22 protein-coding genes and 5 pseudogenes are annotated in these 25731 nt (G+C 73.2%); 11 read left to right on the top strand and 16 right to left on the bottom strand.

Going from position 1 to position 25731, the window contains the following annotated elements:
* Nucleotides 1–10: 10 nt before the first annotated feature.
* Entirely contained in the window at nucleotides 11–2545 is a 2535-nt protein-coding gene (locus tag V5O46_RS12025) for an NACHT domain-containing protein (protein WP_332884539.1), read from the bottom strand.
* A gap of 396 nt (nucleotides 2546–2941) precedes the next feature.
* Here V5O46_RS12025 and V5O46_RS12020 point away from each other — a divergent pair, with 396 nt between their 5' ends.
* Complete coding sequence (locus tag V5O46_RS12020) at nucleotides 2942–3628, top strand: M23 family metallopeptidase (RefSeq protein WP_332884538.1); 687 nt, start codon at nucleotides 2942–2944, stop codon at nucleotides 3626–3628.
* 52 nt (nucleotides 3629–3680) lie between these two features.
* On the opposite strand, the pseudogene V5O46_RS12015 reads toward V5O46_RS12020, so the two are convergent.
* Nucleotides 3681–3934: pseudogene (locus V5O46_RS12015) on the bottom strand (TetR family transcriptional regulator); the annotation flags it as partial.
* A gap of 1 nt (nucleotide 3935) precedes the next feature.
* Between V5O46_RS12015 and V5O46_RS12010 the strand changes: the two are divergent.
* Together V5O46_RS12010 and V5O46_RS12005 are read left to right on the top strand one after the other, a co-directional pair.
* Nucleotides 3936–4120 (top strand): annotated as a pseudogene (locus V5O46_RS12010) (MFS transporter); the annotation flags it as partial.
* Between the two features lie 89 nt (nucleotides 4121–4209).
* Nucleotides 4210–4497, top strand: a pseudogene (locus tag V5O46_RS12005) (VOC family protein); the annotation flags it as partial.
* Nucleotides 4498–4557: 60 nt separating this feature from the next.
* Here the strand turns inward: V5O46_RS12005 and cseC are convergent.
* The 5 genes from cseC to V5O46_RS11980 all read right to left on the bottom strand — a co-directional run bounded on the left by cseC (nucleotide 4558) and on the right by V5O46_RS11980 (nucleotide 9355).
* Nucleotides 4558–5955 carry a two-component system sensor histidine kinase CseC gene (gene cseC, locus V5O46_RS12000; RefSeq protein ID WP_332884536.1) on the bottom strand — a complete coding sequence of 466 codons (1398 nt, stop codon included), beginning with the start codon at nucleotides 5953–5955 and terminating at the stop codon, nucleotides 4558–4560.
* An 8-nt stretch (nucleotides 5956–5963) separates the two neighbouring features.
* Nucleotides 5964–6668 carry a two-component system response regulator CseB gene (gene cseB, locus V5O46_RS11995; RefSeq protein WP_332884535.1) on the bottom strand — a complete coding sequence of 235 codons (705 nt, stop codon included), beginning with the start codon at nucleotides 6666–6668 and terminating at the stop codon, nucleotides 5964–5966.
* Nucleotides 6669–6843: 175 nt separating this feature from the next.
* Entirely contained in the window at nucleotides 6844–7524 is a 681-nt protein-coding gene (locus V5O46_RS11990; RefSeq protein WP_408648971.1) for a hypothetical protein, read from the bottom strand.
* Entirely contained in the window at nucleotides 7512–8051 is a 540-nt protein-coding gene (locus V5O46_RS11985) for a SigE family RNA polymerase sigma factor (RefSeq protein WP_332884533.1), read from the bottom strand. The genes V5O46_RS11990 and V5O46_RS11985 overlap by 13 nt, the downstream gene beginning before the upstream one ends.
* A gap of 326 nt (nucleotides 8052–8377) precedes the next feature.
* Complete coding sequence (locus V5O46_RS11980; RefSeq protein WP_332884532.1) at nucleotides 8378–9355, bottom strand: HhH-GPD family protein; 978 nt, start codon at nucleotides 9353–9355, stop codon at nucleotides 8378–8380.
* A 770-nt stretch (nucleotides 9356–10125) separates the two neighbouring features.
* Between V5O46_RS11980 and V5O46_RS31895 the strand changes: the two are divergent.
* Nucleotides 10126–10337: pseudogene (locus tag V5O46_RS31895) on the top strand (DNA-binding response regulator); the annotation flags it as partial.
* A gap of 17 nt (nucleotides 10338–10354) precedes the next feature.
* Here the strand turns inward: V5O46_RS31895 and V5O46_RS11970 are convergent.
* Nucleotides 10355–10645, bottom strand: coding sequence for a hypothetical protein (locus V5O46_RS11970; RefSeq protein WP_332884773.1), 291 nt, complete (start codon nucleotides 10643–10645; stop codon nucleotides 10355–10357).
* Between the two features lie 284 nt (nucleotides 10646–10929).
* On the opposite strand from V5O46_RS11970, the gene V5O46_RS11965 reads away from it, so the two are divergent.
* Nucleotides 10930–11739, top strand: coding sequence for a hypothetical protein (locus V5O46_RS11965; protein ID WP_332884531.1), 810 nt, complete (start codon nucleotides 10930–10932; stop codon nucleotides 11737–11739).
* Nucleotides 11740–11936: 197 nt separating this feature from the next.
* Here V5O46_RS11965 and V5O46_RS11960 read toward each other — a convergent pair whose 3' ends face one another.
* Nucleotides 11937–12434: an RrF2 family transcriptional regulator gene (locus tag V5O46_RS11960; protein ID WP_332884530.1), complete on the bottom strand. Its 498-nt coding sequence runs from the start codon at nucleotides 12432–12434 to the stop codon at nucleotides 11937–11939.
* 108 nt (nucleotides 12435–12542) lie between these two features.
* On the opposite strand from V5O46_RS11960, the gene V5O46_RS11955 reads away from it, so the two are divergent.
* Nucleotides 12543–13277, top strand: a complete 735-nt coding sequence (locus V5O46_RS11955) for an SDR family oxidoreductase (RefSeq protein WP_332884529.1) — start codon at nucleotides 12543–12545, stop codon at nucleotides 13275–13277.
* Between the two features lie 149 nt (nucleotides 13278–13426).
* On the opposite strand, the pseudogene V5O46_RS31890 reads toward V5O46_RS11955, so the two are convergent.
* From V5O46_RS31890 to radA, 3 genes and pseudogenes are all read right to left on the bottom strand, one after another.
* Nucleotides 13427–13712, bottom strand: a pseudogene (locus V5O46_RS31890) (phytanoyl-CoA dioxygenase); the annotation flags it as partial.
* A 146-nt stretch (nucleotides 13713–13858) separates the two neighbouring features.
* Nucleotides 13859–14983, bottom strand: a complete 1125-nt coding sequence (gene disA / locus V5O46_RS11950; protein ID WP_332884528.1) for a DNA integrity scanning diadenylate cyclase DisA — start codon at nucleotides 14981–14983, stop codon at nucleotides 13859–13861.
* An 81-nt stretch (nucleotides 14984–15064) separates the two neighbouring features.
* Nucleotides 15065–16474, bottom strand: a complete 1410-nt coding sequence (gene radA / locus V5O46_RS11945; RefSeq protein ID WP_332884527.1) for a DNA repair protein RadA — start codon at nucleotides 16472–16474, stop codon at nucleotides 15065–15067.
* A gap of 230 nt (nucleotides 16475–16704) precedes the next feature.
* Here radA and V5O46_RS11940 point away from each other — a divergent pair, with 230 nt between their 5' ends.
* Nucleotides 16705–18423: a hypothetical protein gene (locus V5O46_RS11940; RefSeq protein WP_332884526.1), complete on the top strand. Its 1719-nt coding sequence runs from the start codon at nucleotides 16705–16707 to the stop codon at nucleotides 18421–18423.
* A gap of 122 nt (nucleotides 18424–18545) precedes the next feature.
* Here the strand turns inward: V5O46_RS11940 and V5O46_RS11935 are convergent, their stop codons facing one another.
* Complete coding sequence (locus V5O46_RS11935; protein WP_332884525.1) at nucleotides 18546–19475, bottom strand: hypothetical protein; 930 nt, start codon at nucleotides 19473–19475, stop codon at nucleotides 18546–18548.
* A gap of 107 nt (nucleotides 19476–19582) precedes the next feature.
* On the opposite strand from V5O46_RS11935, the gene V5O46_RS11930 reads away from it, so the two are divergent.
* From V5O46_RS11930 to ilvD, 4 genes are all read left to right on the top strand, one after another.
* The gene (locus tag V5O46_RS11930; protein WP_332884524.1) at nucleotides 19583–20515 is read left to right on the top strand and encodes a Ppx/GppA phosphatase family protein; all 933 of its coding nucleotides are present in this window, start codon (nucleotides 19583–19585) and stop codon (nucleotides 20513–20515) included.
* Between the two features lie 132 nt (nucleotides 20516–20647).
* Nucleotides 20648–21478, top strand: a complete 831-nt coding sequence (locus V5O46_RS11925; protein WP_332884523.1) for a sugar phosphate isomerase/epimerase family protein — start codon at nucleotides 20648–20650, stop codon at nucleotides 21476–21478.
* Nucleotides 21475–22170 (top strand): TetR/AcrR family transcriptional regulator, encoded by a 696-nt coding sequence (locus V5O46_RS11920; RefSeq protein WP_332884522.1) that lies wholly within the window; start codon nucleotides 21475–21477, stop codon nucleotides 22168–22170. The genes V5O46_RS11925 and V5O46_RS11920 overlap by 4 nt, the downstream gene beginning before the upstream one ends.
* A gap of 152 nt (nucleotides 22171–22322) precedes the next feature.
* Nucleotides 22323–24176 (top strand): dihydroxy-acid dehydratase, encoded by a 1854-nt coding sequence (gene ilvD / locus V5O46_RS11915; RefSeq protein WP_332884521.1) that lies wholly within the window; start codon nucleotides 22323–22325, stop codon nucleotides 24174–24176.
* Between the two features lie 98 nt (nucleotides 24177–24274).
* Here ilvD and V5O46_RS31885 read toward each other — a convergent pair whose 3' ends face one another.
* From V5O46_RS31885 to V5O46_RS11905, 3 genes are all read right to left on the bottom strand, one after another.
* The gene (locus V5O46_RS31885) at nucleotides 24275–24637 is read right to left on the bottom strand and encodes a DNA-3-methyladenine glycosylase I (protein ID WP_408648970.1); all 363 of its coding nucleotides are present in this window, start codon (nucleotides 24635–24637) and stop codon (nucleotides 24275–24277) included.
* Nucleotides 24638–24777: 140 nt separating this feature from the next.
* Nucleotides 24778–25062, bottom strand: a complete 285-nt coding sequence (locus V5O46_RS11910) for a YciI family protein (RefSeq protein ID WP_332884520.1) — start codon at nucleotides 25060–25062, stop codon at nucleotides 24778–24780.
* An 8-nt stretch (nucleotides 25063–25070) separates the two neighbouring features.
* The gene (locus V5O46_RS11905; RefSeq protein WP_332884519.1) at nucleotides 25071–25637 is read right to left on the bottom strand and encodes a TetR/AcrR family transcriptional regulator; all 567 of its coding nucleotides are present in this window, start codon (nucleotides 25635–25637) and stop codon (nucleotides 25071–25073) included.
* Nucleotides 25638–25731: the final 94 nt, after the last annotated feature.

Below are 25731 nucleotides of genomic sequence, written 5' to 3'. Positions count from 1 at the left end.
GCTGGGTGGACTACCAGGTGATCTCTGTGCGGGACGGCACCTGTTCCCGCGCCACGACCGGGTCCAGGTCCGCGGCCACGTTGACGGTCTCCAGGGCGGGGAACGCCGACAGCCAGGCCAGGCCCTCGACCGGATGCGGAGCATCCAGAGCCAGATACGTGAGGCGCTCCGGCACGATCAGTGCCGTCAGGTCCTCGATCCGGTAGGCGCCGCAGACGACGATCTGTTTCCAGCCGCCCAGGGAGCGGAGTGTCCGGAGGTCGTCGGGCGTGGCCACCTGGACCGGCCACTGCTCGGGCAGGTGGGCGAGGATCTCGCGGGCGTACTCCTCCCGGTCGAAGCGGTGCCACGCGTCGGCCAGGAGCACCTGGACGTCCCGCCCCGGATGGGAGCGGTACCGGGTCAGGAACTGCAGCGCCGCCTCACTGCCCACGTCGACTGCGGTGGCGACCACCATGGCGGAGGTGAGGTCGTCGATCTCCCCGGGACCCGGCAGCAGCTGCAGCACCAGGTCGCCGCCCTGCCGGGCCAGTTCCGCGCCCAGCTCGAAGGTGGCCGGCGGCACCAGCCCCGCCAGCTGCTCCTCCACCTGCTTGCGCACCCCCGGCGCCACCTCCGCCGCGTACCGCAGCCCGGCCGCCGCCAGCAGGGTGTGCCGCGGCGTCCCCCCGGCCAGCAGTCCGCGCAGCATCTGCTCCGCCTCCCGGGGCCGGGCGTGGGCGAGGGCCAGCAGGATCACGTCCTCCCAGCCGTCCTCGCCCGCGTGGTTGACCAGCAGGTCGAAGTCCATCTCCTGCACGGCCAGCCGGGCGCCCAGATAGTCCTGGAAGGTGCGGTGCAGGAAGTCCACCCGGCCCTCGGCGGGCTCACGCAGCAGCCCGGAGCGCAGCAGCAGCGAGCGGTGGACCTCCTCCTCGCCGGTGTCGGCCAGGTCCAGCGCGGGCAGTGCCCGGCCGACGATGCGCAAGGCGTCCTCCCGGTCCAGCTCCAGCCGGCTGTTGCGGATCAGCCACCAGGCCAGCTTCTGCAGCAGCTGCACCTGCACGGCGTACGGCAGCCGTGGCCCGTCGGGGCCGTGCAGCTCCCGCTCCCGGTCCCGGCGCTCCAGCAGCATCGTCAGGGCGGCCTCGTACAGGGACCTGCGGTCCTGCGGGAGGAAGCCGCGCCGGTCCCGGTGCAGGGCGCACAGCATGCCGCACATCAGCGGGTTGGCGGCCAGCCGGTTCAGCTCGGAGGTGGTCCGCACGGAGGCGAGCAGCGACTCGCCGACCGACTCGCCGGCCCCGGCCGCACGGTGCCAGCGCCGCACGAAGGTGGCGACGTCGTCGCGGGTCATCTGGGCGAGGGCGAGCTCATGGAAACCCTCGGCGGTCAGCCAGTCCTCCGGTACGGCCGACGGGCGCGAGGTGACCAGCCAGAGGTTGCCGGGGAAGGCCCGGACCAGCTCGCGCAGCCACCGCCGGGCGGCGTCCCGGCGGTCGCCGGCGATCTCGTCGATGCCGTCGACCAGCAGCACCCCGCGCCGGGCCCGCAGCACCCGCTCCACCCAGCCCGGCGGCTGCTCCCCGGCGACCGGGCAGCCGACCGCCCGCAGGAAGTCGCCGGGCGTCGGCAGCTCGGCCCCGGGCCGGACGATCCGCCGCATCGGCAGCACGAACGGCACCCGTCCGATCAGGTGGTTCAGCCCGTGCTCGTAGGCCCGGCTCGCCGTGGTCACCGCCAGCCACTGCACCAGGGTCGTCTTGCCGGACCCGGCGACACCGCGCAGGAACACCTGGCCGTGCCCGGCGAGCACCTGCTCCGCGGGCAGGTGCAGGCGCTCCCCTCCCCGGGGCCGGGTGGCCTCCAGGCTCAGATAGGCCGTGTCCAGCGGCCACTCCCGGGTCCCGGCGTCCAGCCCGTAGATGGTGAGGGTGCCGTGCCGGGCCGCGATGTGGTCGGCGTAACGCTCCTCGAACCCGGCGTCCTCGGCGGACTGCGGCGGCATCCGCTCCAGCAGCACGTCCACGGCCTCCACCAGCCGGGACAGCTGCCGGGTCTGCACGGTCAGCTGCCGGGCCACGTAGGTGGAGCGCTGGGTGAGGAAGGTGAGGATGTGCAGGGCGGCGGTGTGCAGCAGCCGCTCGTACAGCAGCTCGCCCGGCTCGCCGAGCCCGTACGCCGACAGCACCACCCTGCCGCGCAGCTCCCGGGCGAACCGCTCGGGGCCGAGCCCGACGGCCTCGTAGTCCTCGATGGTGATCTCGCCGAGCCCGGCGAGGGTGTGCGCCAGGGCCTCCTTGACCGCCATCGCCTCCGCGGTGTCGACCGGCGGCTCGGTGGGACCGGCCGCCTTCACCGCCCTGCGCACCAGCTCCGCGGCCACTTTCTCCACGTCCTCGGGCGTGACGCTGCGCTTCTCGCGGCGGAAGGACACCAGCGCCGACAGCCGCACCGGCCGGTCCACGAGCCCGGCTCCCGGCCCGTCCTGGACGAAGAGCCTGCGGACCAGTGGTGCGACAGCGCCGGACGCGACGCGGACCCCTAACGATGTGGCGTCGACCATAGTCCGAGCCTAGGTGAACCGCCCTGCGGGAGGGGCGGGTTGCGTGATCCCGGAGTAGCCCGGGTCACATTCGGGGGCCTCTTCCGGGGGTCCGCCGGTGACGTACCGCACGCGACGTGGGTCACGTACTACATGGAATAGTAGGAAAGGGGCTAGTTGCAAAATCGGACAAACCGCCACAGATGGTGGAGTCGAATCCGGCGCCCTGAGCTGGTTAGTCTGAAATGACCGCTCTGTTGATCTACGTGAGCTTTGGGGATGAAGTACTAGATCTGGTCGTAGGTCACACCTTTGTGCGGTTACGGCCGGTCGGGTTACCAAGGTGTGGCCCGCCCGGCGACCGCCTGTGTGTCCCGGGATGGGCGTTCCTTTGCTCCCGTCCCCATGAGGTCCTGCATGTCCCCGCGTATCACGTCCCGCATCCCCCGTCCGACCACCCTCCGCTCCCGTGCGGCCGTACTGGCCGCCGGCCTCGGCGCTTCGGTCGCACTGGGGGCCGGGGTCGCGGTCGCCGTCGACACCACGGCGGCCTCCAGCGCCACCAGCACGACCACCGTCGCGCACGCCGTCGAGGCGCAGGCCGCCTCCCAGGCCAAGGCTGCGAAGGCCGCGCAGGCCGAGAAGGCCGCCGCCGCGAAGAAGACCGCCGCCAAGAAGACGGCCGCTTCCTGGGTCGACCCGGTCAACAAGTACACGCTGACCGCGAGCTTCGCCCAGAACGGCGGCATGTGGCAGTCCACCCACAGCGGCCAGGACTTCGCCGTGCCGGTCGGCACCAGCGTCCACGCCGTCCACGGCGGCACCGTCGTCAAGGCCGGCGGCAACGGCGCCGGTGACGGCCCCGCCTACGGCAACGCCGTCGTCATCAAGCACGGCAACGGCACCTACTCCCAGTACGCCCACCTGTCGACGGTCCAGGTGAAGGCCGGCCAGGTCGTCAAGACCGGTCAGCAGATCGCCAAGTCCGGCAACACCGGCAACTCCAGCGGTCCGCACCTGCACTTCGAGATCCGCACCACTCCGAACTACGGCTCGGCCGTGGACCCGGTCTCCTTCCTGCGCTCCAAGGGCGTGACGCTCTAAGGACCGCAAGAGCCTCAAGGACCGTGAGGGCCGACCGGCCCTCCGGGCCCTCGGCCCCCGCCCGGTGCGCCTGGGCGACCTGACCGGTGGCGACCTCGAGAACGGCCTCGCGCTTGTTCTCGGGGTCGCCTGCAGGTCGTTCAGCAGGAACATCCCCGCATGCGGCGTGAACAGCGCACTCGCGCAGCGGACCTGGTCGGCCAGGTCCGCCTCCGGGTCGACGAGGATGTCCCGCGGTCCCCGCATCCGGGTCCTGAACATCTCGCCGGTGCGCAACTCCCGCACCGTCGCCTGGTTCTCGTGCATCATCGCCCAGCTGCCGGCGTCGGCCCGGGAGGCGTACCAGCACGCGGTCGCGTCCGGCACCCACGGCGCCTTCCTGCTGGGCTCCGCGGTGGCGGTGCTCGCGCTGGCGGCGGCGGTGTTCGTGACGGAGGTGCGCTGAAGGGGGCGGGACCGGAGCAGGCGGACGGCGTCGGCTCCGGCGACCGCTCCGACGACGGTCCCGGTGCCGGCCCCGGCGCCGGGCGGGTCCCGGGGAGGGCCCCGGTGGGCGAGGCGGTCCGACCGACCCGCCGGTGCTGCCGGGCGGCGGCGCGATGGACCCGGAGTCCGCCGAGATGGTCAGGAAGCTGGTGGCCAAGGGCGTCCTCGGCGCGGGCGTGCTGACCACCGACGACATCCACGCCGACTACGAGAAGCTCAAGGACCGGGGCGTGGAGTTCCTCCAGGAGCTCCAGGAGCCCCAGGAGCCCCAGGAGCGGCCCTACGGCACCGAGGCGCTGTTCCGGGACGACTCCGGCAACTGGTTCTCGTTCACCCAGCCCCGTGAGGGCGGCCTGGACATGGACCGGGACTGGGCCTGCTGACGGCCCGCTGCCGCTGACCGCTCGCTGCAGTCCTCCGTGTCCTCGCTGCAGTCCTGCGTGTCACCGACCGCCGGGTGCCGCCGGCGGCCGGGTGTCACCGCCCGACAGCGGCAGCATCGGATAGCTGCCGGTGTTCGTCGGCGCGTGCTCCGGCAGCCACAGCACCGCGACCGCCCCCTCGCACGGCACCTGTCCGTCCGCCCCGCCGGGCCGTACGTTGCGGAAGGTCAGCCGGGCGCCCAGCACCCGGGCCTGCCCGGCCGCGATGGTCAGCCCGAGCCCGTGCCCGCGTCCGGCCCGGTCCGCGCTGCCGGTGCGGAAGCGGCTCGGGCCCTCGGCGAGCAGTGCCTCGGGGAAGCCCGGACCATGGTCGCGGACCCGGATGACCCGGCCCTCCACGGTCACCTCGATGGGCGGTCTGCCGTGCCTGGCGGCGTTGGCGAGCAGGTTGAACAGCACCCGCTCCAGCCGCCGCGGGTCGGTGGTGACCTCCGACTCGTGCACCACCCGCACCTCGACCTCCGGGTCCTTGGCCGCCACCCGACGGGTGACGAACTCGCCCAGCATGATGTCCTGGAGCTCCGCCCGCTCCGAGGCACTGTCCAGCCGGGCCACCTCCAGCACGTCCTCGACGAGGGTGCGCATCGCCTTGGCCCGGTCCAGCACCAGCTCCGTCGGCCGCCCCGGCGGCAGCAGCTCGGCGGCGGTCAGCAGCCCGGTCACCGGCGTCCGCAGCTCGTGCGCGATGTCGGCGGTGACCCGGCGCTCGGCGTCCAGCCGCTGCTGCAGGGCGTCCGCCATCGCGTCCACCGCACGGGCCAGATCGTCGGTCTCGTCCCGGACCACCCCGCCGATGGCGTCCCGCACCCGCACCTCGCCCTCGCCCTTGGCGACCTGGTTCGCGGCGGCGGCCGCCTTGCGCAGCCGCCGCGACAGCTGCCCGCCGATGAGCACACCGAGCGCGCTGCCGCCGAGGACCACCGCGATGGAGCCGATCACCAGCGCCTGGTCCAGGTCGTCGAGGATGTCGGCGCTGCGGTCGGTGAACGGGTTGTGCAACGACATCACATGCCCGTCCTTGAGCGGCACGGCCGCCCATATGTCGGTCACGCCGTCGGGCCGCTCGGTGACGAAGGTCGCGCGCCGCCCGTCCTCGACCCGCTTGCGCAGCTCGGGCGGCAGCGCCGGGTCGTCGATCTGTGCGTTGGGGAAGTTCAGCCGCCCGGACAGCTCGTAGTTGCGCTGGGCGACCAGGATGCGCTCGTCGGCGAGGTCGCGCGCGCTGTCCAGCATCGACACCCGGGCCGCGTTGTGCACGACCAGGCTGAGCGCGATCGCGACCAGCGCACCGACCAGCGCGATGGCCGCGCTGAGCTTCCATCTGAGGCCGGTACGGATGCCCGCGCGCCGCACGGACGAGGCGACCAGCCGCTGGAGGAACCCCCGCACACCCTGCATACCCGCACTCAGGCCTTCAGCTTGTAGCCGAAGCCGCGGACCGTCTCGATCCGGTCCTGGCCGATCTTCGTACGCAGCCGCTGCACATGGACGTCCACGACCCGGGTGTCCCCGCCCCAGCCGTACTCCCAGACCCGCTCCAGCAGCCGGTCCCGGGAGAGCACGGTCCCCGGCGCGGTGGAGAACTCCAGCAGCAGCCGCATCTCGGTCGGCGTCAGCGCCACCGGCCGCCCGGCCCGGCGCACCTCCATGCCCTCGGTGTCGACCTCCAGCTCACCGAAGGTGAGCACCCCGTCGTCGTCCGCACCGGTCCCCGGGTCCTGGCGGTCGCCGCCGCTCGCGTGCCCGAAGCGGCGCAGCACCGCGCGGATCCGGGCGACCAGCACCGCCCCGTCGAACGGCTTGGTCACATAGTCGTCGGCACCCGCCTCCAGGCCCAGCACCACATCGATGGAGTCCGCACGCGCCGACAGCATGATCACCGGTACGGTCGACTCGTCCCGGATCCGCCGGCACAGGCTGACGCCGTCCAGACCGGGCACCATGACGTCCAGCAGCGCGATGTCCGGCCGCCGCGCCCGGAACGCCTCCAGGCCGGCCAGCCCGTCGGGCATGGCGGTGACCACGAAGCCGTCCCGCTCCAGGGCGAGCTGGGTGGCCTCGCGGATGACGTCGTCGTCCTCGACGAACAGGACGTGGGTCTGGTCTGCCATCCGGTGCTCTCAGTCCTCGTGCCTCGTGTGTGGTCGCGTCCGCCTGCCGCATCCGCGTGTCGCGTCCGGCGACGTCCGCCGGATCCGGTGACTGATCGGTCCGGACGGTCCGATCGGTTCACCCGGCCGTCCGGCCGCCGGGCTCAGCGCGTCCCTCGGGTGCACCGCGACCCGCTCAGTTCTCGGGGGCGGCCGTCTGCGCGTTGCCCGCGGCGTTGCTGTAGTCGTTGTGGGTGCGGTACTCCTCGGCGAACAGCTCCCCCGACCAGCGGTACGTGATCACACTCTCGCCGGACGGGCTGGAGACCGCGTCGCCCCTGTCGTACACCTGCTTGGTCACCACCAGGTCGCCGCGGTCGATCTCCGCGTAGACCGGAGGCTCCTCGGCCTTGAACACGTTCTGGTAGCGGCCGTCCTCCTCGCGGTACACATAGCTGCCCACCCCGACCGCGTCACCGCAGGTCAGTACGTTGACGACGACGTCCTCGGCCGGACCTCCGGTCAGCTCGCCGTAACTGACGTCGACCGGGTACTCGTCGGCGACGCACGGCTGCAGCTCGCGCTTGACCTCCGCCGAGACCCGCGGATCGCTCTTGACCAGCTGCACCGCGTCCACCCGCTCGGGGACCGGCGACGGAGAGGCCGCCTGGGTGGCGGCACCGCCGGTCACCGCCTCCGCACGGGCGGGGCCCTCGTCGCGGGCCCCGGTGCCCCCCGCACCGCACCCGGCCAGCACAAGGGTGAGGGCGGCGAACCCGGCCCCCGCCGTGCTCACCGCCTGCACACCACCCCTGCCCCGGCTTCCCCGGTTCTCCCGGGCTGGGCCCGGGCCCCAGCCGCCCGTCAGGCCGCGCAACGCTCCTGCTCCTCACGCTTCGGCCCGCGTGCGTCCAGATCGCGGGCGACCAGCTCCTCGCGGAGCCGGGCGAGCGCCCGGTGCAGCGTGCTCTTGACCGTTCCGGCCGACATGCCGAGGGCGGCGGCCGTCTCCTCCGTGGACATCTGCTCCCAGTGTCGCAGCACCACGACGCTGCGCTGCTTCGGGGCGAGCACCTTCATGGCGTCCATCAGCAGAGCGCGGTCCGCGTGCTGCTCGGTGGAGTCGTCCACGCAGGCGTCCGGGAGCTGCTCGGTCGGCACCTCCTCCAGCTTGCGCGCCCGCCACCACTCCGTACGGGTGTTGATCATCACCCGGCGCAGATAGGCGTCGGCGAGCCGCTTGTCCTCGATGGTCTCCCAGCGGCCGTACGTCCGTGCCAGCGCGGTCTGCAGCAGGTCCTGCGCGTCGACCGGGTCGGGGACCAGGCGGCGGGCACTGCGCAGCAGCGCGTCCTGCCGGGTGCGGACGTACTCCTCGAACTCGAGCACCTCGCCCTGCGCCATGGTGAACCGCCTCCCGATTTCTCCCGTAGTTTCTGCGCCCTGGCGCCTTCCGCCGGGCATGAAACGAAGGTAGGGAAGCGTTGTCACGGCACTGTGCGAAGCAGCCTGCGGCTAACACTCGGCTGTCCGTCGGTTGTGTAACAGATGTAGGTGCGGGCTAAGAGGCAGCGGGTATTGGTGTCCCTTTACGGCGATTTGCCGGGCGGGGACGCGTCGTGCGGCGTCGTGAGGCGTCGGACGGGTGTGGCGGAATCCCGCCCTCCGTGAACCGGCCGGTGGCCGCGGGGCCGGCCCGGCCCGCGGCACCCCGGTCACGTCGGGCCGGATCAGGTCAGCGGCAGCCGGTAGCGACCGTCCGCGAGCGGCTCGACCAGGCCGTCGGAGACCAGGCCGTCCAGAGCACGGGCCCGCTGGACCGGCTCGTGCCAGACGCGGTCCAGTGCCGACTGCGGCACCGGGCCGTGGGCCTCGCGCAGCACGGCGAGCAGCCGGCCGCGCACCTGCCGGTCGGTGCCGGCGTACGTCTGGCCCCGGCGCGGCGGACCGTCGTGCTCCGGCTTGCCCGCCAGCTGCCAGGCGCACAGTGCGGCGATCGGGCAGCGGTGGCACGACTCGTTGCGGGCCGTGCACACCAGGGCGCCCAGTTCCATGGAGGCGGCGGCCCAGCGCGCGGCGGTCGGCTCGTCCTCCGGCAGCAGCTCCCGGGCGAGCCGGCGCTCGGCGGCGGTGGTGGCGTTCGGCGGGTACTGCACTCCGGTCACCGCCCGCGCCAGGACCCGCCGCACGTTGGTGTCCAGCACGGGGTGCCGCTGGCCGTAGGCGAAGGAGGCCACGGCGGCGGCCGTGTACTCGCCGATGCCGGGCAGCGCGAGGAGCTGGGCGTGGTCGGCGGGTACGTCACCGCCGTGCCGTTCCGCTATGGCGGCTGCGGCGCCGTGCAGCCGCAGCGCGCGGCGCGGGTAGCCGAGCCGGCCCCAGGCGCGGACGGCCTCGCCCGGGGCCTCCAGGGCCAGGTCCGCGGGGCGCGGCCAGCGGGCCATCCACTGCTCGTACACGGGCAGGACGCGGTTCACCGGGGTCTGCTGGAGCATGAACTCGCTGACCATCACGCCCCAGGCCCCGGCCTCCCGGCGCCGCCAGGGCAGGTCGCGGGCGTGCTCGTCGAACCAGCCGATGACGGGGGAGTGCAGCGCGGGTGCCGAGGGCTCCCCGGGAACGACGGGGGGAGCGACGGGGGCGGCGGTGGTCGTGGCGGGCGAGGGGTGGGCGGAACCGGTGCGTGAAGGCTTCATGGGCACAGTCATGACGTTTCCGATCCTGCCACGGGAGGAGGCCCGTACGGGCGCACCGCCACCCCCGAGGCGGACCGGACCCCTGACGATCGGCAGCGGTGCCGCCTGCCCGCCGCTTGTGGCGTCGAGCGCATGAACCACCCCGGACCGAGCCGTTCGCGCCGTACGCTCCGTTCGCGCCGGTCGAGCCGATTGCGCCGTCGAGCCGTCCGAGCCGTCCGAACCAGCCCACTCGCCCGGTCCGGCCCGGCAGACCGCCGGACCGCCCCGCGACCCTCCCGCCGCCCCCCTTCACCCGCACCCGCCGCCGGGTCGCCCTCGGCCTCCGGGCCGTCGCCGGGGCGGGTGCGGTCCTGGTCGGCGGGGCTTCGCCTGGTACGCGTACACGCAGACGCACTCCGTGCCCAGCGCCGGGGCCCACGCGAAACTGCGCCCCGGCACGTCGGCCGCCGAGATCGCCAGGGTGCTGCCGGACCGGGTTCCGCGACCCGCCGGTGGACCGCCCCCCCGGCGCGGCCCCCGGGCAACGGACTGCCGTTACAGCCGAGCGAGCAGCGAACTCCTCGTCTCCGTCGATCACCTCCGCCTCCGCTTCGAACCCGGCTCAGGGCGACTGACCGCGAAGGACGTGATCCCGCACGCGGAAGCCACGGGCACCACGCGCACCGTGGACACCATGCGCACCACGGCCACGGCCACCACGGCCACCGCAGAAGGACCGAAGGACCCCTCACCATGATCCGAGTACTGCCGGCCGACGACGAGGCGATGGGCCGCACCGCCCAGGCACGGCGGTGGCGATGCCGACCACCTTCTCCGAACATGCGTATGTGTCCCGTGCGCTGTCCGGCGGTGCCACCGGTTCCTGCTGAAGTCCGGTGACCCGTACGAACTGATCGCGGGGGCACGGGCGGTGGCCCGCCATGTCGTCGAGGGTCTCGGCCGAGGCGCGGGCGGCGGCCGGTTCGCCCGCGAGGAGCGGGCCCGCGCGCAGCAGCGCCAGCGGCGCGGTCACCAGGACCACCGCACGCCGGGCCAGCACCAGTGTGACGGCCGAAGCGCCCGGGATCGTGGCGTGGTTGCTGGGAAGGACCAGTCGCCGTGCGGCGGGCAGGCCGCGAGGGAGGCGGCGGCGTCGGTGACCGCCCGGCACGGACGCTCCTGTGCGAAGCCGGACTTGAGCAGCTCGCTGCACACATACGCCACAGCCGTGGCCAGGGGTGCAAGGACCGCGATCGCGAACGCGTGCGAGATGTCCCGGCGCGCCCGCCACCAGCCGGCCAGGGACCGCCCGGCGAACACGCAGGAGTCCGGCCTCCGTCCCGAACTCCGCCGTGTGCCGGACCCGTTCGGGGGAGTCGTGGGCGAAGCGGGTGATGTCGTGGTACAGCTCGGTGTCGTCGCAGTCCATGGTCACGGACGGTAGGCGGCGCCGCGGAACGGTCACACCCTGCGATCGTCAGCTGCACCACCCGACGAACGGCAGGGGTGCGGGGGCCGGTTGCGAGATGATGATCCGCAAAAGTTGCGGCCTTCAACGGCGGGTGGGGCAAGGGAAGGCGCCGATCTCTCGTACAGTTTGCGCCGTGGGATCTCTGCGCAATCCGGTCGGGCCGCTTCCCTCCACCATCTACTGGCGACGGAGGGCCGTACTTCTGTCTGTGATCGCCGTGTTGGCGCTGCTGGTCACCTGGATCGTGACCGCGGGCGGCGGGGGCGGCGACAGCGGGCGCGGCACCGGTGCCGACGGCAAGAATCCCGCGCCCTCGATCACTCCGGGGCCGTCCGGCTCCGGCCCGGCGATCAGCGAGGCGCCGGGCGGGCGGGACGAGTCCGGCGACGAGGAGACCGGCGGCTCCGGCTCGGGGTCCTCGGGCGGGGACGGCTCCGATGACGGGGCGGGCTCCGGGTCCGGTGGTGCCGGGGGCAGCGCGGGCGGCGGTACGGGCACGGGGGTCGGCGCGGGCGACGCCCTTCCGGCCGGGTCCGGACTGCCCGACTGCACCGCGGACGCGGTCAGGTTGAGCCTCCGCAGTGTCCGCAACGCCTACGAGCCCGGCCGGACACCCGCCTTCGAACTGACCGCGCGCAACACCTCCGGCGGCGACTGCAAGGTCGATCTCGGCCCGAAGCGGGCCGTGGTGACGATCACCCGGGCCGGTGCCGAGGACGCCTACTGGTCCTCCGAGGACTGCCCGAAGGGCGCCGGCAGCCTCCAGTACCGGGTGCCCGCGGGCAGCGCCGTCACCTACACCGTGCGATGGGACCGCAAGCCGAGCGCCCCCGGGTGCGGAACCCCACCGCCGGGCTCGGCCGCCCCGGGCACCTACCTGGTCGAAGCAGAGCCCGCGGGCTTCACGAAGGTACAGACGTCCTTCGTCCTGGAAGCCGACTAGGGCCTTCGTACGGTGCCGGCCCGGTCGTTCTTCGCCGGGTTGAAACCGCAGATGCGGCGTCGCCGCAGATAGGCACGGTTCTCGCGGGAGGACTACGCCTTGCCCGCTCGTCCGCGTCGTCCGCGTCGTCCGCGGCGGGCCTGGCGGGCCTGGCGGGCCCGGCGGGCGGCCGGCCGGGCCACGGGACGCGCGAGCGCTCAGTCGGAGCGACGAGCGCCTGTCGCCTCGTCCAGCCAGGCGCCGACCCTCGGCAGCGCCTCGGGCCCGCTGTCCCCCTCCACCGACGCGGCGAGATCGGCGATCGTGACAGCGGCCAGCGAGGCCCGCCACGCCGCGTCCGCGGCTCCCATCGCCCGGGCGATCGGGCACTGCTTCACGCACTGCTCCGGTGGTGTGGCCAGCGGCCCGCGCCGGCGGATCTCCGTGCAGACGAAGGCCGGGCTCGCCCCGTCGACGGCCTGCACCACGTCCAGCAGGGGTATGTCCGCGGGCTTCTTGCTGAGGACGTAGCCACCGGTCTTGCCCTGGAGCGAATGCACGAGGCCCGCACGCGACAGCGCCTGCATCTGCTTGGCCAGGTAGCTCGGCGACACGTCGTGCAGCGCGGCCAGCCGGGCCGCCGGCACCGGCGCGCTCGCCGCGGTCAGCACCACGCAACAGTGCAGCGCCCACTCCACGCCACCGGACAGTTTCATGCCGTCTCCCCTTTGACTCGGATGTGGCATGTCCGAGTATATTCTCGGATACGAGATATCCGAGTTAGCGTGAGGGGGGCGCTCGGCTCACAGGAGGAAGGGCACACCATGAAGATCACCGTCATCGGCACGGGCCTCATCGGCTCCCAGCTCGCCGCCCAGCTCACCGCCCAGGGCCACGACGTCACGACGGCGTCGCTGTCGTCCGGCGTCGACCTGCTCACGGGTGCCGGCCTCGACGAAGCCGTCGCCGGCGCCCACACGGTCGTCAACGTGACCAACTCCCCCACTTTCGACGAGCAGTCGATCGAGTTCTTCCGCACCACCGTGGGCAACCTGCTCGCCGCGGGCGAGCGCGCCGGCGTGCGCCACCAGGTCGTGCTCTCCATCGTCGGCGTGGACGAGGTGCCGCAGTTGGACTACTACCGCGCCAAGCTGCTCCAGGAAGAACTCCTCCGCGGTGGCCCGACGCCGTACTCGATCGTGCGCGCCACGCAGTTCTTCGAGTTCATGGAGCCCACCATGTCCTGGACGTCGGACGAGACCGCCGTACGCCTGCCCGCGACTCCGCTGCGGCCCGTCGCCAGCGCGGATGTGGTCGACGCCCTCGCGGACGTGGCCACCGGGTCACCGCTCAACGCCGTCACCGAGGTTGCCGGACCGGACACGTTCACCCTGGACGAGATCGGACGCATCACCCTGGCAGCCCGCCGCGACGAGCGACCCGTCGTCGTGGACGACCAGGCCGGACTGTTCGCCGCCGTCGAGGGCGACGCGCTCACCCCGGGCCCCGGCGCCCGCCTGGCCCCCACCCGCTACCGGGACTGGCTCACCGGCAACTGACACTGTTCAGCGAAGGCCGGTCGCCGGGGTGTCCTGTCCCAGGCCCCGACGGATCGCGATCTCCACGGGTGGGTACGTGCCGTCGGCCCGCTCCCCGCTCCAGTTCGTACGGCGCGGCCGGCCATGAAGCGTGGCCGCACCCCATGGTGCGGGAACGTGCCCAGCGAGTAGCGCGGCTCCCAGTGTCCCGCGCCGACGAGCGGGTCGTACGTGCGGTGCAGGGAGGGGGGAGTTGGGCGCTGCGGCGAACGGCCCCTGCGCCATGCCGGCCGGCCGGTGCACGGGCTGCGTCCAGGTCGCCGGATCGTCCGGGGCGCAGCCCGTCTCCCTCCACAGCAGCCGCGTGCAGTCCGCGGCCACGCGCGGTGCGACGGCGCCCTCCAGCTTCACGAAGCCGTCGCGGAGGAAGCGGGATACCGGGGTCGTGTCATCCATGCGCCCACCCTGCCGCGGCACCGGTGCCGGTCACCCGACATTCCCCGCACAGCTTCCGTCGGGTCACCGCCCGGACCAGGCCGCTCCCGCTGCGTGCGCCCGCCCCACGACTGCTGGACGGGCGCCGGGCGCGGAACCGCCGGACGCTACACGTAACGCTCCAGGATGGAGGACTCCGCCAGCCGCGACAGCCCCTCCCGGACGCTGCGGGCCCGCGCCTCGCCGACCCCGTCCACGGTCTGCAGATCGTCGACGCTCGCGGCCAGCAGCTTCTGCAGACCCCCGAAGTGCTCGACCAGCCGGTCGATGATCGCCCCCGGCAGCCGCGGCACCTTGGCCAGCAGCCGGAAGCCGCGCGGCGAGACCGCCGAGTCCAGCGTCTCGGGCGAGCCGGAGTACCCCAACGCACGGGCCACCGTCGACAGTTCCAGCAGCTCGGCGTGGGACAGCTTGTCCAGCTCGGCCAGCGCCTCCTCGACCGTGCGGGAGCGCTTGGCGGTCGGCTCGGGCACGTAGTCCCGCACGACCAGCTCGCGCTCGGGCTCCACGCCGGCGATCAGCTCGTCCAGCTGCAGTGCGAGCAGCCGCCCGTCGGTGCCCAGCTCCACCACGTACTCGGCGATCTCGGTGGCGATCCTGCGCACCATCTCCAGACGCTGGGCGACCGCGGAGACGTCCCGGACGGTGACCAGGTCCTCGATCTCCAGCGCGGACAGCGTCCCCGCGACCTCGTCGAGCCGGAGCTTGTACCGCTCCAGGGTGGCCAGCGCCTGGTTGGCACGGGAGAGGATCGCCGCCGAGTCCTCCAGCACGCGGCGCTGGCCGTCGACGTAGAGCGCGATAAGCCGCATGGACTGGGAGACGGAGACGACCGGGAAGCCGACCTGCTTGCTGACCCGGTCCGCGGTGCGGTGCCGGGTGCCCGTCTCCTCCGTGGGGATCGTGGGGTCCGGGACCAGCTGGACGCCGGCCCGCAGGATCTTCGACAGGTCCGAGGAGAGCACGATGCCGCCGTCGAGCTTGCACAGCTCGCGCAGCCGGGTCGCGGTGAACTCGACGTCCAGCACGAAGCCGCCCGTGCACATCGCCTCGACGGTTCTGTCGGAGCCCAGCAGGATCAGCCCGCCGGTGTTGCCGCGGAGCACGCGCTCCAGTCCGTCACGCAGGGCCGTGCCGGGTGCCACGGCGCTCAGCGAGGCGCGCATCAGGCCATCGGAACCGGCACTCCCACCGGACTTTCCGGGAGCTGCTGCCCGGTCGTTGGCTGCCACTGCACTCCTCCGGTCGCAGGTTCTGGGGCGCTCCCGTGTCGCACACTCGGTTCGTACGGACGGGCGAGACCAGGGCAAAGTCTACCGGCGGTCCTCCGTCTCCCGTGGGGCCTCTCGGCGACGCGAGCGCGGAAGGACGCGCAGGGCGTCCCCCATGTCCGCCACCTCCAGGACCTTCATACCCGGCGGAATCCGGCCGGGATCGCCCGGAACCAGGGCATGTGTGAATCCCAGGCGGTGCGCCTCGGTGAGCCGGCGCTGCACGCCCGTGACCCGTCTCACCTCCCCGGCGAGTCCGACCTCGCCGATCGCGACGAGGTTCTTCGGCAGCGGGGTGTCGGAGGCAGCGCTCGCCAGAGCCAGGGCGACGGCCAGATCGGCGGCGGGCTCGGAGAGCTTCACCCCGCCGACCGTGGCGGAGTAGATGTCCCGCTTGCCCAGGGCGCTGATGCGGCCCCGCTGTTCCAGGACGGCCAGCATCATCGACACCCGTGAGGTCTCGAGACCGGAGGTGGTGCGCCGGGGCGAGGGGATCTGGGAGTCAACGGTCAGCGCCTGCACCTCGGCCACCAGCGGGCGGCGCCCCTCCAGGGTGACGGTCAGACAGGTGCCGGGGACCGGTTCGTCCCGCCTGGTCAGGAAGAGTCCGCTCGGGTCGGCGAGGCCCGTGATGCCCTCGTCGTGCAGCTCGAAGCAGCCGACCTCGTCGGTGGCGCCGTAGCGGTTCTTGACGCCCCGGACCAGCCGCAGCCGGGCGTGGCGGTCGCCCTCGAAGTGCAGGACGACGTCCACGAGGTGCTCGAGGAGGCGGGGGCCGGCGATGGCGCCGTCCTTGGTGACATGGCCCACCAGCAGGGTCGACATGCCGCGATCCTTGGAGGCGCGGATCAGGGCCCCCGCCACCTCCCGCACCTGCGCCATGCCCCCCGGCGCGCCGTCGATCTCCGGGGAGGCCACGGTCTGCACCGAGTCCAGGATCAGCAGGGACGGCTTCACCGCGTCCAAGTGGCCGAGCACCGCAGCGAGGTCGGTCTCGGCGGCCAGGTACAGATGGTCGTCGAGGGCGCCGATCCGGTCGGCGCGCAGCCGCACCTGGCTCGCCGACTCCTCGCCCGTGACGTACAGCGTCCGGTGCTCGTCGCTCGCCGCCCTGGCCGCGACGTCGAGCAGCAGCGTGGACTTGCCGACGCCGGGCTCGCCCGCGAGCAGCACCACCGCCCCGGGCACCAGGCCGCCGCCGAGCACCCGGTCCAGCTCGGGGACGCCGGTGGAGCGGGCGGTGGCCCGGCGGCCGTCGACCTGGCCGATCGGCAGGGCGGAGCTGGTGACGCGGCCCGGCGCCGTCGTGCGGACCGCGGGCGTGCCGTACTCCTCGACCGTGCCCCAGGCCTGGCATTCGGGGCAGCGGCCGAGCCATTTGGCCGTCTGCCAGCCGCACTCGGTGCAGCGGTAGGACGGCCGGTCCTTGGTGGTCTTCGCACGGGCAGCCATGTCCGAAACGGTAGCCGCCCCCACTGACACCCCACCCACCCCGCACCGCTCCACGAGCCCCTGCACCCCGTATCGGCCATCCGCCGTCCGGAATCGGCCATCCGCCTCCTCTGTGCGAGGGCGGAACAAAGGCCTCCTGTCCCCTATTGAGGGATCGTTTCACCCGTACGGATTAAAAGTGGCCAACGCGCCAGTTCGCGCCACCCATAGCCCCCTACGGTCGCCGAGTGATGAGCAGCAGTCCGCAGACCACGACCCGCACGACCGGCGCACACCGGGCGCACCGGGAAGCGCGTGACCGCGCCGCGGCGCGCGCGGTGGCGCAGCGGCCTCCGGCGCGCCACGAGCCGTATCTGGACGGCCTGTTCACCTACTGCCTCTCCGTGCTGTGCGACCACGACGCCGCGACCGCCGCCCTGGGCGACGCCCTCGCGCTCGCCGACCGCCGCGGCAACCGCCGCCCGCAGGCCCCGGCGGACCGCCGCGCGTGGCTCTACGCCCTGGCCCGCTGGGCCTGCCTGCGCAAGCTGGCCGAGGCCAAGCAGAAACGTCCGGGCAGCCATGCGGCGGGCCGTACCGCCGCCCGCCGGGACCCGCCGCCGGCCACCGCACCGGACGGCTCCGCGGAGGTCCGGGCGCAGCGCCGCCGGGAGCTGGCCCTGCTGGCCTGGCCGGAGGCGGCCGGCACCAGCCCGGAGCAGCGCGAGGCCCTGGAGCTCGCGGTGCGCCACCACCTGGCCGCCCACGAGGTCGCCGCCGTCCTCGCCATGGACCCCGCCGCCGCCCGCGAGCTGCTGGCCTCCGCCGCCTGCGAGGTCGAGCGCACCCGCGCCGCCCTCGCCGTCGTGGAGACCGGCACCTGCCCGGGAGTGGCCCGCTTCACCGGCAACGACCAGTTGGTGCTCAGCTCGGCCCTGCGCCGCGAGCTGGTCCGGCACGTCGACGACTGCCCGCGCTGCCGCCGCACCGCCGAGCGCGCCATTCCCGGCCGCTGGCCCGGCACCAGCGTCACCCCCGCCGAGCTGCCGGTCCTGCCCGCCCCCCGCGCGGCGCTGCACATGATCCAGGCGCATCTCCCGCGCGCGCGGGCCGCCGCGCCCCGCTTCGACCGGCGCGGCTTCCCGATGGACCCCAGGGACCGCGCGGCCCGGCGCGACCGCATCCGCGCGCGTGCCGTCACCACTACGGTCGTCGCCACCGTCGTCGCCGCCCCCGTGCTCGCCCTGTGGGCCGCCTACCGGGGCACCCCCGTGGGCGAGAGCCAGGCGGGCAGCCCGGCCAGCGCCAGCGAGGCGCACGGCCCCGACGGCGCGGACGGCGGGAGCGCCGGCGGCTACGAGAACACCGGCAACGCCGGCACCACCCCGGAGACCGGTTTCGGCCAGGACGGCAAGGCCGATGTCTCGGTCGAGGTCGTCAGCGTCTCCGGCGCGGACCGGAACAGCGCGGGGCACCTGGAGGTGAGCGCCGGTCACAGCGGCGACACCACGCTCATCACCCTGACCGTGGCCGGCCGGTCCCCGGTACGGTGGTCCGCCTCCACCGACGCCCCCTGGCTCTACTTCAGCGAGTCCTCGGGAACGCTCGGCCCCGGGGAGACACTGACGGTCAGGGTCTACGTGGACCAGCTGCGCGAGCCGTCCGGCCACTGGACCGCGAGGGTCGCCGTCTCGCCCGCCGGCGCCGTCGTCACCATCGAGGGCTACGGCACCGCCCCCAGCCCCTCCCGCCCGGACCCCCGGCCCAGCAGCCCCGGCGGCACCTCGCGCCCTTCCGACCCGGACCCGGCCCAGACCACCCCGGCGCCCCCCGACCCGACGCCCAGCCGTCCCCCGTCCTCGCCGCCGCCCACGGCGGACCCCACACCCACCGATCCGTCGCCGACCGCCACGGACGGTCCGAGCCCGGCGCCCGGCGACGGCGGCGACCCGAGCCCGTCGGCGCCATAGCCCCCGCGGAGCGGGTAGCCGCCGCGGAGCCGGAAGCAGTCGTGGAACCGGTAGCTGCCGCAGAGTCGGCAGCGGACGCAGCGCCGGTCCAACCGCGCCGGCACGCCGCCCCCGGCCGGGTGTCAGCCCCGGTCCACCGGATCCGCGGGATGCGGCGCCAGCAGCGGCAGCCGCGAGGCCAGCCGCTCCTCGCACAGCTCGGCCAGCCGGTCGTAGCCGGCCTTGCCCATCAGCTCGGTCAGCTCCGCCCGGTAGGACACGTACACCGGCTCGCCCGCACCGTGCGCCGACGTCGCCGACGTGCACCACCAGTGCAGATCGTGGCCGCCCGGCCCCCAGCCGCGCCGGTCGTACTCACCGATGGACACCTGCAGCACCCGCGTGTCGTCCGGCCGGTCGATCCATTCGTAGGTCCGCCGGATCGGCAGCTGCCAGCACACGTCCGGCTTGGTCTCCAGCGGCTCGCGGCCCTCCTTCAGGGCCAGGATGTGCAGCGAGCAGCCCGCGCCGCCGGCGAAGCCGGGCCGGTTCTGGAAGATGCACGAGCCCTGGTACGGGCGGGTCTGCCGGGAGCCGTCCTCGTCCTCGGAGACCCAGCCGGCGCGGGTGCCCTCGGCGTGGTTCTGCCAGATGTCGGGCGTGAGCCGGGCCACATGCCCCGCCACCCGCTGCTCGTCCTCCTCGTCGGAGAAGTGGGCGCCCAGCGTGCAGCACCCGTCGTCCGCGCGGCCTGCCTGGATGCCCTGGCAGCCGCTGCCGAAGATGCAGCTCCAACGGGAGGTCAGCCATGTCAGATCGCAGCGGAAGACCTGCTCGCCGTCGGCCGGGTCCGGAAACTCCACCCATGCGCGCGCGAAGTCGAGATCTTTCTCGTCCGGCGTCCCGGCCGGCTCGGGCCGCCGTACCGCCCCAGGCGTCTCCGCCGTCTCCGCCGTCTCCGGCGTCTCGTCTCGCATCGAAGAAGAACCCCGAACCTTCCCCTTCTTGTCCCGCTTACCCTGCTTGGGCGACTTGGCGGACTCGTCGCCTTTCGCCTTTTTCGTCTTTGGCACCCGTCCAGGGTAAGTCGCCCGGACCCGGTCCATACACCATCCCCGTCCGGCATCCGGCACCCGCACCGGGGGAATCCAGCCGCCCGGCTAGCAGTAGCGTTCCGTATATGAGACTCGGTGTCCTCGACGTGGGTTCGAACACGGTGCACCTGCTGGTGGTGGATGCGCACCCCGGCGCGCGCCCGCTGCCCGCGCACTCGCACAAGGCGGATCTCCGCCTCGCCCAGCTGCTCGACGAGGGCGGCGCCATCGGCCCCGACGGGGTCGACCAGCTGATCGCGGTCGTCCACGACGCCCTGCAGGCGGCCGAGGACAAGGGCGTCGAGGATCTGCTGCCGTTCGCCACCTCCGCGGTCCGGGAGGCGTACAACGCGGACGACGTCCTCGCGCGGGTGCGCTCCGAGACCGGCGTCGAGCTCGCCGTCCTCACCGGCGAGGAGGAGGCCCGGCTCACCTTCCTCGCCGCCCGCCGCTGGTTCGGCTGGTCCGCGGGCCGGCTGCTGGTCCTGGACATCGGCGGCGGCTCCCTGGAGATCGCGTACGGCATAGACGAGGAGCCCGACACCGCCGTCTCCCTCCCGCTCGGCGCCGGGCGCCTGACCGCCCAGCGGCTGCCCGACGACCCGCCCCGGCCGGAGGACGTCCGCGCCCTGCGCCGCCATGTTCGCGCGGAGATCGCCCGTACGGTCGGCGAGTTCAGCCGTCTCGGCTCCCCCGACCACGTGGTCGCCACCTCCAAGACGTTCAAGCAGCTGGCCCGCATCGCCGGCGCCGCCCGCTCCGGCGAGGGCCTCTATGTCCAGCGGGAGCTGAAGCGGACCTCGCTGGAGACGTGGGTGCCGCGGCTGGCCGGCATGACGGCGGAACAGCGCGCCGAACTGCCGGGGGTCTCCGAGGGCAGGTCCGGACAGTTGCTGGCCGGCGCGCTGGTCGCCGAGGCCGCGATGGACCTGTTCGACGTCGAGACGCTGGAGATCTGCCCGTGGGCCCTGCGGGAGGGCGTGATCCTGCGTCGGCTGGACCACATGGACTCGGCGTGACCCCGGGCTCCGGCACCGGCCGCCGGAGCCGCCGGCCACCACCCGCCCCGTGCGGCACCCGCCTATGGCAAACGCCACAACGGCGAACGGCCGCCCGGCCCCGACCCGCCCCCACCCCGTAACCTGTCCCTCGTGGCAGAACCGAGGGACGTTGTCCGCATTCCGGATGCGAAGGTCGCCCTGTCGACGGCCTCCGTCTACCCGGAGTCGACGGCGACGGCCTTCGAGATCGCCGCACGCCTCGGCTACGACGGCGTCGAGGTGATGGTGTGGACCGATCCGGTCAGCCAGGACATCGAGGCGCTGCGCCGGCTCAGCGACTACCACCAGGTGCCGGTCCTGGCCGTCCACGCCCCCTGCCTGCTGATCACCCAGCGGGTGTGGTCCACCGACCCCTGGACCAAGCTCCAGCGGGCCCGGGCCGCCGCCGAGAAGCTCGGCGCGAGCACCGTCGTCGTGCACCCGCCGTTCCGCTGGCAGCGGCAGTACGCCCGGGACTTCGTGTCCGGGATCTGGCGGATGGCGAACGAGACGGACGTGCGGTTCGCCGTGGAGAACATGTACCCCTGGCGCTACCGAGACCGCGAGATGCTCGCCTACGCCCCGGACTGGGACGTCACCAAGGACGACTACCGCCACTTCACGATCGATCTCAGCCACACCGCGACCGCCCGCACCGACGCCCTCGCCATGGTCGACCGCATGGGCGACCGCCTCGGCCACCTGCATCTCGCCGACGGCCGCGGCTCGGCGAAGGACGAGCACCTGGTCCCCGGCCGCGGCACCCAGCCCTGCGCCGAGGTGCTGGAGCGCCTCGCGCACACCGGCTTCGACGGCCATGTCGTCATCGAGGTCAACACCCGGCGCGCGATGTCCGGCGCCGAGCGGGAGGCCGACCTCGCGGAGGCCCTGGCCTTCACCCGGCTGCATCTGGCCTCCGCGGCGAAGGTGCCGCGCCGATGAGCGACCGCACCGCCGGGCCGTCCGCTGACTCGCCCGGTGAGACGCCCGGTGAGACGCCCGGTGAGACGCCCGACGGGACCACGGAAGGCCCGCCCGTCCGCCGCCGTGGCCGCCCGCCGCGCACGGAGTCCGCCGGCACCCGCGCCCGCATCCTCACCGCGGCCCGCACGGAGTTCTCCGAACGCGGCTACGACAAGACGTCGGTACGCGGCATCGCCAAGGCGGCCGGCGTCGACGCGGCGCTCGTGCACCACTACTTCGGCACCAAGGAGCAAGTGTTCGAGGCGGCCATCGAGGTGGCCTTCGCCCCCGCCCTGCAGGCCTCGGACACGGTCGCCGCGGGACCGCTCGACACGGTGGGGGAGCGGCTGACCCGCTTCGTCCTCGGCGTCTGGGAGAACCCCACCACCCGTACGCCGCTGCTGGCGATCGTCCGCTCCGCCGTCAACAACGAGACCGCCGCCGCGGTCTTCCGCCGGCTGATCGCCGCCCAGCTGCTGCACCGCATAGCCGCCCAGCTGGAGCTGCCGGAGGGGGAGGCGGAGCTGCGCGCCGAGCTGGCGGCGGCGCAGCTGGTGGGGACAGCGATGCTGCGCTACGTGATCAAGGTCGAGCCGCTGGCCTCGGTGGACCCGGAGCGGATCGTCACCCGCCTCGCACCGGTCGTCCAGGGCCACCTCACCGGCCCCTGACGCCCCAGGGGACCCTTCACCACCTCCGCCGGGGAGACGGGCATCCCGAATTCCGGACACTGCGTCCCGCCCCCTGGATGACCGGCGTACGCTCGACGTCAGTCAGAACTGTCAGCGCTTCCTGGCAGAACTCTCCGAAGGAGCGAGCGACGATGCCCGAGCTGAGGTCCCGCACAGTCACCCACGGCCGCAACATGGCGGGCGCCCGCGCCCTTATGCGCGCCTCCGGTGTACCGGGCGCGGACATCGGCCGGAAGCCGATCATCGCGGTCGCCAACAGCTTCACGGAGTTCGTGCCGGGCCACACCCACCTCGCACCGGTCGGCAGGATCGTCAGCGAGGCCGTCGTCGCGGCCGGCGGCATCCCGCGCGAGTTCAACACGATCGCCGTGGACGACGGCATCGCCATGGGCCACGGCGGCATGCTGTACAGCCTCCCCTCCCGCGACCTGATCGCGGACAGCGTGGAGTACATGGTCGAGGCCCACTGCGCCGACGCCCTGATCTGCATCTCCAACTGCGACAAGATCACCCCGGGCATGCTCAACGCCGCCCTGCGGCTGAACATCCCGACGGTCTTCGTCTCCGGCGGCCCGATGGAGTCCGGCCGCGCCACCCTGGTCGACGGCACCGTCCGCACCCTGGACCTGGTCGACGCCATGGTGGAGGCGGCCAACGACCAGGTCTCCGACGCCGACGTCCTGCGCATCGAGGAGAACGCCTGCCCGACCTGCGGCAGCTGCTCCGGCATGTTCACCGCCAACTCGATGAACTGCCTCACCGAGGCCATCGGCCTCTCCCTCCCCGGCAACGGCTCGGTCCTGGCCACCCACACCGCGCGCAGGGCGCTCTACGAGAACGCCGCCCGCACGGTGCTGGACCTGACCCGCCGCTACTACGAGCAGGACGACGACTCGGTCCTGCCCCGCAACATCGCCACCGCCGCGGCCTTCGAGAACGCCATGGCGCTCGACATCGCCATGGGCGGCTCGACCAACACGATCCTGCACCTGCTGGCCGCCGCCCAGGAGGCCGACGTCCCCTTCGGCCTCACCGAGATGGACGCCCTCTCGCGCCGCGTCCCGTGCCTGGCCAAGGTCGCCCCCAACGTCGCCAAGGACCGCACGTACTACATGGAGGACGTGCACCGCGCCGGCGGCATCCCGGCCCTCCTCGGCGAACTGCACCGCGCCGGCCTGCTCAACGAGGACGTCCACGCCGTGCACAGCCCCTCCCTGGACGACTGGCTGAAGACCTGGGACGTCCGTGCCGGCTCCCCGTCGCCGGAAGCCGTCGAACTGTGGCACGCGGCCCCCGGCTGCGTCCGCTCCGCCGAGGCCTTCTCCCAGTCCGAGCGCTGGGCGTCGCTGGACGAGGACGCCGAGGGCGGCTGCATCCGCTCCGCCGAGCACGCCTACTCCAAGGACGGCGGCCTGGCGGTGCTGCGCGGCAACCTCGCCGTAGACGGCTGTGTCGTGAAGACGGCGGGCGTGGACGAGTCGATCTGGACCTTCGAGGGCCCGGCGGTCGTCTGCGAGTCGCAGGAGGAGGCCGTGGAGAAGATCCTCACCAAACAGGTCACGGAGGGCGACGTCGTCGTCATCCGCTACGAGGGCCCCAAGGGCGGCCCGGGCATGCAGGAGATGCTCTACCCGACCTCGTACCTGAAGAGCCGCGGCCTGGGCAAGGCCTGCGCCCTGATCACCGACGGCCGCTTCTCCGGCGGCACCTCCGGCCTGTCCATCGGCCACGCCTCCCCGGAGGCGGCCTCCGGCGGCACCATCGCGCTGGTCGAGGACGGCGACCGGATCCGCATCGACATCCCCAGCCGCTCCATCGAGCTCCTGGTCGACGATGCCGAGCTGGCCCGCCGCGAGCAGGCCCTGAACGGCCGGTACGTCCCGAGGAACCGCGACCGCAAGGTCTCGGCCGCGCTGCGCGCCTACGCGGCGATGGCGACCAGTGCCGACAAGGGCGCGGTCCGCGACGTGACCAAGCTGGGCTGAGCGGCCCGCCCGGGCCCGGCCCGGTCCAGCGCCTGAATCACCGGAGCCGCTCCCGGCGGACCGGCACGTCCTTCACGTCTTCGCCGTGCTCGCGGAGCTCATCCGGGAGCACGGCAGGCTGACCGCAACCGTCGGACTCCGGGTCCGGCCGGTCCCGGGGGCGGCTCGTCCGGTGCGGTCGTATTCTCCGCGGGTCCGCCGTGCCCCGGGCCGGATCGGGCATCCGCGGGCGTGGCCGTTGATCGATCCTCCCGCTCGACCGGTTCCGCGGCCCGGCGGGCGTTGTCGATCATCGCTTCGATCTTGCCGCGGTGCCGGACGACACCCACGTCGCCCAAGAGGTGCCCGACGTCACGCTGGTCGGATCGGGCGACGGCCGAGACCTCGAACGCCGCGAGGGCGGAGCGGAATTTCTCGCGCTCGGCCAGGATCGTGCGCCGGCTCGGCCCGGACCTGAGCACTCCGGGCTCAGCGTCTCGAGCAGGCGCCGGTCGTCACCGACGAGGAATCCCCGTTCGGTGTCGTGGGTGGGCGAGGGACTCCGGGGCTGTTCCGCTCCACGGGCAGCGCGGCGCGCCGTCGGGGCCGTGGAAGAGCGCCGTCACAGCAGGAAGCTCAGCCGCTCGTCCGCCATCCCCGGAGCGATCTCGAGGATCTCCGCCGTGACGACGTCCTGGGCGACGAAGGGGTCCTCGGCGACGCGCTTCTGCAGTTCCTCGGGCGAGGTGCCGTGGGCGAGGACTGCGCCGCCGAGGCCCGGCCGGATGCCGCCGACCAGCAGGAAGACCCCGTCGTCCAGGCCGCGCTTGATCCACTCTTGATGACCGGCCAGGTGCCGGTCGGCGGCGGCCTTGTTGCCGGAGAACCGAAGCAGAACCACGAACATGCGCTCTCTCATTTCTCGTAGGTGCTCAGCCAGTCGCGCATGCGGTCGACCTCCCGCCGGATGAACGCCTCGTCGTGGAAGGCGTTGGCCATGACGGCGACGCCCTGGCTGAAGGCGAGCACGTGCATCGCCAGCTCGTCGGCCTGATCGGCCGGTCCGAGCAGTGCGAACTGCTCGCGGAGCCATGCACGGAACAGGGCGAACAGGCGACCGGCCTGGCCGAGCATGGAGTGTTCCAGCTTGGCGAGCTCGGTGGTCAGGGTGCCCACGGGGCAGCCGTAGTCCTGGATGTCGGCGCGGTTGGTCAGCACGATCTCGACGTACCGCATGATGCGGCCGGCCGGGGTGGGCGCTTCGGCCTCCCACTGCTCCAGCACCCGCCGGGTGTCGGCGAGGCGGGCGTCGATCACCGCGTCGAGGATCGCGTCCTTGGACTTGAAGTGGTAGTAGAAGTTGCCCCGCGACAGGCCGACGGCACCGGCGATGTCCGCGAACGAGGTGTGCTCGTAGCCGTGGTGGTAGAAGAGCCGGTCGGCCGCCGCGACGATCTGATCGCGGGTCGCCGCAGCAGGCATGGTGATCCCCTTCCGAGGCCGTAGGACAGTCGCCCTAGATCCCTAACGTAGGTCAGTCGTCCTAGGTCGTCAAGTCGTTGACATCTCCGGCGCG

Origin of the sequence: Streptomyces poriticola, from assembly GCF_036689765.1 — a bacterium.
GTDB lineage: Bacteria > Actinomycetota > Actinomycetes > Streptomycetales > Streptomycetaceae > Streptomyces > Streptomyces poriticola.
Note: the sequence above shows the minus strand (reverse complement) of the source record. Positions and strands in the feature narration are given on the sequence as shown.